Genomic DNA, 4,210 nt, shown 5'->3' with positions numbered 1-4,210 from the left:
CTACCGGCATTTTCCCGATATGGACAGCCTCGGCCTCGCGCTGGTGGAGCAGGTGGGCACCACCTTTCGCGAGGCGATACGCCTGGTGCGGCGTAACGAGATCGAGCAGCATGGCGCGATCAATGCCTCGGTGCGAATTTTTGTCGATTATGTGCTGGCGCACCGTGCCCTGTTCTTGTTCCTGGCGCGCGAACAGTTCGGCGGCTCGGCGCCGGTGCGGCTGGCGGTGAGCCAGATGCAGCAGCATTTCGTGACCGACCTGCAGGCCGATCTGGCGCAAAGCCCCAAGCTTACCCATCTGCACGGGCCGGACTACCAGGTGCTGGCCGATCTGATCGTCAAGACGGTGTTTGCCACCCTGGCTGATCTGATCAATCCGCAGGAAAGCGATATGCCGGGCAGCGATAGCCCGGAGCGCATGCTGGAAAACAAGATTCGCTTTATTTTGATCGGCGCCAAGTTCTGGGCCGGGGTCGAGGCGCGGCGCGTGCGCCCCGCTGTTGCAGGGCGCGCTCAAGATCATAGCTGATCGAGCGGGATCTTCAGATAACGCCGGCCATTGTCCTCGGCTGGCGGCAAGTCACCGGCACGGATATTGACCTGCACCGACGGCAGCAGCAGGGTAGGCATGTCCAGGGTCTGGTCGCGGGCGGTGCGCAAGGCGATAAAGTCCGCTGCACTTCGCCCTTGATGCACATGGATATTGTCGCGCCGCTGTGCCGCCACCGTGCTGACCCAGGCTGCTTCACGCCCGGTGGGCGGGTAGTCGTGGCACATGAACAGGCGGGTGTCGTCGGGCAGGGCCAGCAGCTTCTGGATCGACTGATACAGCATGGCGGCATCGCCACCGGGAAAGTCGCAACGTGCGGTACCGACATCGGGCATGAACAGGGTGTCGCCGACAAATACCGCGTCGCCGACCTGATAGGCCATATCGGCCGGGGTGTGGCCGGGTACGAATAGCGCCTGCGCTTGCAGCTCGCCGATGGCAAACACTTCATCGGGGCTGAACAGATGATCGAATTGCTCGCCGGTGCAGGGAAAGCTGGCGGGAAAATTGAAGATGGGCGCAAAAATCGTTTGCACGGCACGGATGCCGGCGCCGATGGCGATCTGCCCGCCCAGCCGTTGCTTGAGCCAGTGGGCGGCCGATAGATGATCGGCATGGGCATGGGTTTCCAGCAGCCATTGCAAGGACAGGCGCTGCGCTTGAATGCGCTGCAGCAGCCGCATTGCCTGGGTGGTGCTGGTGCGGCCGGATTTGGGATCGAAATCGAGCACCGGGTCGATGATGGCGGCGTGGCCGCCCGCATGGTCGTAGACCAGATAGCTGATGGTCGATGTGGCGGGGTCGTGGAAGGCTTCGATCTGCGGGGGGCTGGCTGGCATGGTGCATCCTTTCAATTTACTTGAAAACATAATATAAAAAATGATAATGTGTCAACTCGCCACCGTTTCTGCACCGCATCACTCAATACGCCATGACACCCGAACAACTTGCCGCCTTGCGCCTGTCAGCCGGTGCTGCCTGCAGCCTGCTCAAGCAGCTGGCCAATGAAGACCGTCTCTTGCTGCTGTGCCAGCTTTTGGCGGGCGAGGCCAGTGTGTCCGAACTGGAAGCTGCCACCGGCGTGCGCCAACCCACCCTGAGCCAGCAGCTTGGCGTATTGCGTGGCGAGGGGCTGGTGAGCACCCGGCGCGACGGCAAATACATTTACTACAGCCTCGCCAGCGAACAGGCAGTGCGGCTCCTGCAGGTGATGCACGAGCTGTTCTGCCCGGCCGAGCCGCCCGGGGAGGGCGATCATGAACATTGATTACGCGCACTTCACGCCTTGGTCGGCCTTGGCCGGTGGCATATTGATCGGCCTCGCCGCCACCGGCTTTGCCTGGCTGCTGGGCCGGGTGATGGGGGTGTCGGGAATTGTTGCCGGGCTTATCTGGCCACGGAGTAGTGATCGAGGCTGGCGTTTGGCCTTTGTCGGCGGCCTGCTGGCTTCCCCTTGGCTGTGGCAGCTCGCCTTCCACTTGCCGTCGATCGAGCTGCTAGCCAGCCCAGGGCGTCTCGCACTGGCTGGTCTCTTGGTCGGCATCGGCACCCGTTATGGCAGCGGCTGCACTAGCGGGCACGGCGTGTGCGGGCTGGCCAGATTGTCGCTGCGCTCGCTGGTCGCCACCCTGTGTTTTATGGCAAGCGGCATGCTGGTGGTGTTGTTCGTCCGTCACGTTTGGGGAGTCTGATCATGCCGATCTTGCTGTCTGCCCTGTTGGGTACGCTATTTGGCGTCGGATTGTTGCTATCCGGCATGGTCAATCCGGCCAAAGTGCTGGGTTTTCTCGATGTGGCAGGCAGCTGGGACCCGAGCCTGGCGCTGGTGATGGCGGGTGCCATCGGCGTAGGGCTGTTGCCGGCCTGGCTGGCCAAGCGGCGCCAGCGCAGCCTGCTTGGCTTGCCGATGCAGCTGCCCAAGGTAGGCAGCATTGACCGCCGTTTGATTCTTGGCAGCTTGCTGTTCGGCGCCGGCTGGGGCTTGGCCGGTATCTGCCCGGGGCCGGCACTGCTCGGCGCGGCGCTCGGTCGTGGCGATTTTCTGATCTTCGTCGCGACCATGCTGCTTGGCATGGCCGTGTTTGAGCGGGTCGAGCATCTGCGCGGCAAGCGAAGCGAGTGAAGGTTTGCACCCGTTACACTATTTCCTCCATAAAAAGCGACGGCCCGACCGCCATGCCCAGCCTGCTTGAGCGCCTTGCCCCGCCCTGGCTGCGCCACTATCGCCGCACCGATGCCTCGCATGATGTGCTGGCCAGCTTCACCCTGGTGGTGTTCCTGATCCCGCAGGGTCTTGCCTATGCCATGCTGGCCGGCTTGCCGGCGCAGGCCGGCCTGTATGCCAGCATCCTGCCGGTGTTGGTGTATGCCGTGCTGGGCAGCAGTGCCACCCTGTCGGTCGGCCCGGCAGCTTTGCCTTCCTTGATGACTGCAGCCGCGCTGGCGGCGGTCAGCCAACCATCCATGCCCGGCTATGCCGCGCTGGTGGCGATGCTGGCGCTATTGTCCGGCGCCTTGCGGCTAGTGTTCGGTGTGCTGCGCTTCGGCTTTATCGCCAATTTCCTGTCGCAATCGGTGATCGGCGGCTTTGTGTCCGGCTCGGCGGTTCTGATCGTGCTGACGCAGTTGCCGCATCTGCTGGGCATTCCCAGCCATGCTGCCAGCGCGGTGAGCATCGTCGACAATCTGTGGCGGCATGCGGGCGAACTCAACCGGACAACCCTGCTGTTGTCGGGCTTGGCCCTGGCGTTGCTCTATGCCGGCAAACGCTGGGCCAAGGCGGTGTTGATGCGTTTTGGCATGTCCACGGCTGCGGCCGAGCTGCTGGCAAAGGCCTCGCCCATCGCCGTGGTGGCGCTGGCTGGCCTGGCGGTGCAGCTGCTGGACTTGCCGGTGCGGGTGGTCGGCAATCTGCCGGCAGGCTTGCCGCCGCTGAGCTGGCCCGGTGTTGACTGGCAGCTTATGCGTGCCTTGGCGCCGGCGGTGCTGGCCGTGGCGCTGGTCGGCTTTATCGATAGCTATGCCATTGCACAGGCGCTGGCCTTGAAGCGGCGCGAAACGGTGGAACCGGATCGCGAGCTGGTGGCGCTGGGTCTGGCCAATATGGCGGCCGGCATCAGCGGTGGCTTTCCGGTATCGGGCAGTTTCGGGCGCTCCGCTGCCAATGAGCTGGCCGGTGCGCGCAGCCAGCTGGCCGGTGTACTGGCCGCGCTCTGGATGGCGGTGATCCTGCTATTTGCCACTGGCCTCTTTGCCAAGCTGCCATTGTCGGTACTGGCCTGCACCATCGTGATCGCGGTATCGCAGCTGATCGACCTATCCGTGCTGCGGCTGGCCTGGCGCTATGACCGGCGCGATGCGGCGGTGTATCTGGCAACGGCCGCCGGGGTATTGCTGCTCGGCGTGGTGGATGCGGTGACGCTGGGCGTCGGCCTGTCGCTGGCCCTGTTCATCTGGCGCACCAGCCAGCCGCATCTGGCCGTGTTGGGGCGGGTGCCGGGTACCGAGCACTATCGTAACGAGCTGCGCTATAGCGTAGAGACCGATCCGGACATCCTGGCGATCCGGGTGGATGAAAGTCTGTACTTTGCCAACGTGCGCTTTGTACGCAGCGCCCTGGTGGAGAAATTGCAGGCGCGGCCGGCAACCCGCCATCTTTTG

Annotated in this window: 6 protein-coding genes; 5 read left to right on the top strand and 1 reads right to left on the bottom strand. The window is 63.8% G+C overall.

The genetic code is table 11. From position 1 onward, the window contains the following. On the top strand, window positions 1-529 hold a 529-nt coding region (locus tag ACE3OH_RS20245), incomplete at its 5' end, for a TetR family transcriptional regulator (protein ID WP_374357398.1). On the opposite strand, the gene ACE3OH_RS20240 is transcribed toward ACE3OH_RS20245, so the two are convergent. After that, a complete protein-coding gene (locus ACE3OH_RS20240; RefSeq protein ID WP_374357396.1) occupies window positions 520-1,389 on the bottom strand; it encodes an MBL fold metallo-hydrolase in 870 nt (289 codons plus the stop codon). The two genes, ACE3OH_RS20245 and ACE3OH_RS20240, sit on opposite strands and share 10 nt — an antisense overlap. Before the next feature lie 92 nt (window positions 1,390-1,481). Between ACE3OH_RS20240 and ACE3OH_RS20235 the strand changes: the two genes are divergently transcribed. The 4 genes from ACE3OH_RS20235 to ACE3OH_RS20220 form a co-directional block, all read left to right on the top strand. After that, window positions 1,482-1,817, top strand: coding sequence for an ArsR/SmtB family transcription factor (locus ACE3OH_RS20235; RefSeq protein WP_374357394.1), 336 nt, complete (start codon window positions 1,482-1,484; stop codon window positions 1,815-1,817). Further along, complete coding sequence (locus tag ACE3OH_RS20230) at window positions 1,807-2,241, top strand: YeeE/YedE family protein (protein ID WP_374357392.1); 435 nt, start codon at window positions 1,807-1,809, stop codon at window positions 2,239-2,241. The genes ACE3OH_RS20235 and ACE3OH_RS20230 overlap by 11 nt, the downstream gene beginning before the upstream one ends. Before the next feature lie 2 nt (window positions 2,242-2,243). Then, the gene (locus ACE3OH_RS20225) at window positions 2,244-2,672 is read left to right on the top strand and encodes a DUF6691 family protein (protein ID WP_374357390.1); all 429 of its coding nucleotides are present in this window, start codon (window positions 2,244-2,246) and stop codon (window positions 2,670-2,672) included. Between the two features lie 53 nt (window positions 2,673-2,725). Continuing rightward, window positions 2,726-4,210 (top strand): SulP family inorganic anion transporter (locus tag ACE3OH_RS20220; RefSeq protein WP_374357388.1); only part of this gene is annotated, 1,485 nt, incomplete at its 3' end.

Origin of the sequence: Chitinimonas sp., assembly GCF_041904975.1 — a bacterium.
Classification (GTDB): Bacteria; Pseudomonadota; Gammaproteobacteria; order Burkholderiales; family Chitinimonadaceae; genus Chitinimonas.
This window is presented reverse-complemented; position numbering and strand designations above follow the sequence as displayed.

Coding starts and splice junctions, on each gene's coding strand:
- ACE3OH_RS20240 (WP_374357396.1), bottom strand. CDS start 1,389: ATGCCAGCCAGCCCCCCGCAGATCGAAGCCTTCCACGACCCCGCCACA.
- ACE3OH_RS20235 (WP_374357394.1), top strand. CDS start 1,482: ATGACACCCGAACAACTTGCCGCCTTGCGCCTGTCAGCCGGTGCTGCC.
- ACE3OH_RS20230 (WP_374357392.1), top strand. CDS start 1,807: ATGAACATTGATTACGCGCACTTCACGCCTTGGTCGGCCTTGGCCGGT.
- ACE3OH_RS20225 (WP_374357390.1), top strand. CDS start 2,244: ATGCCGATCTTGCTGTCTGCCCTGTTGGGTACGCTATTTGGCGTCGGA.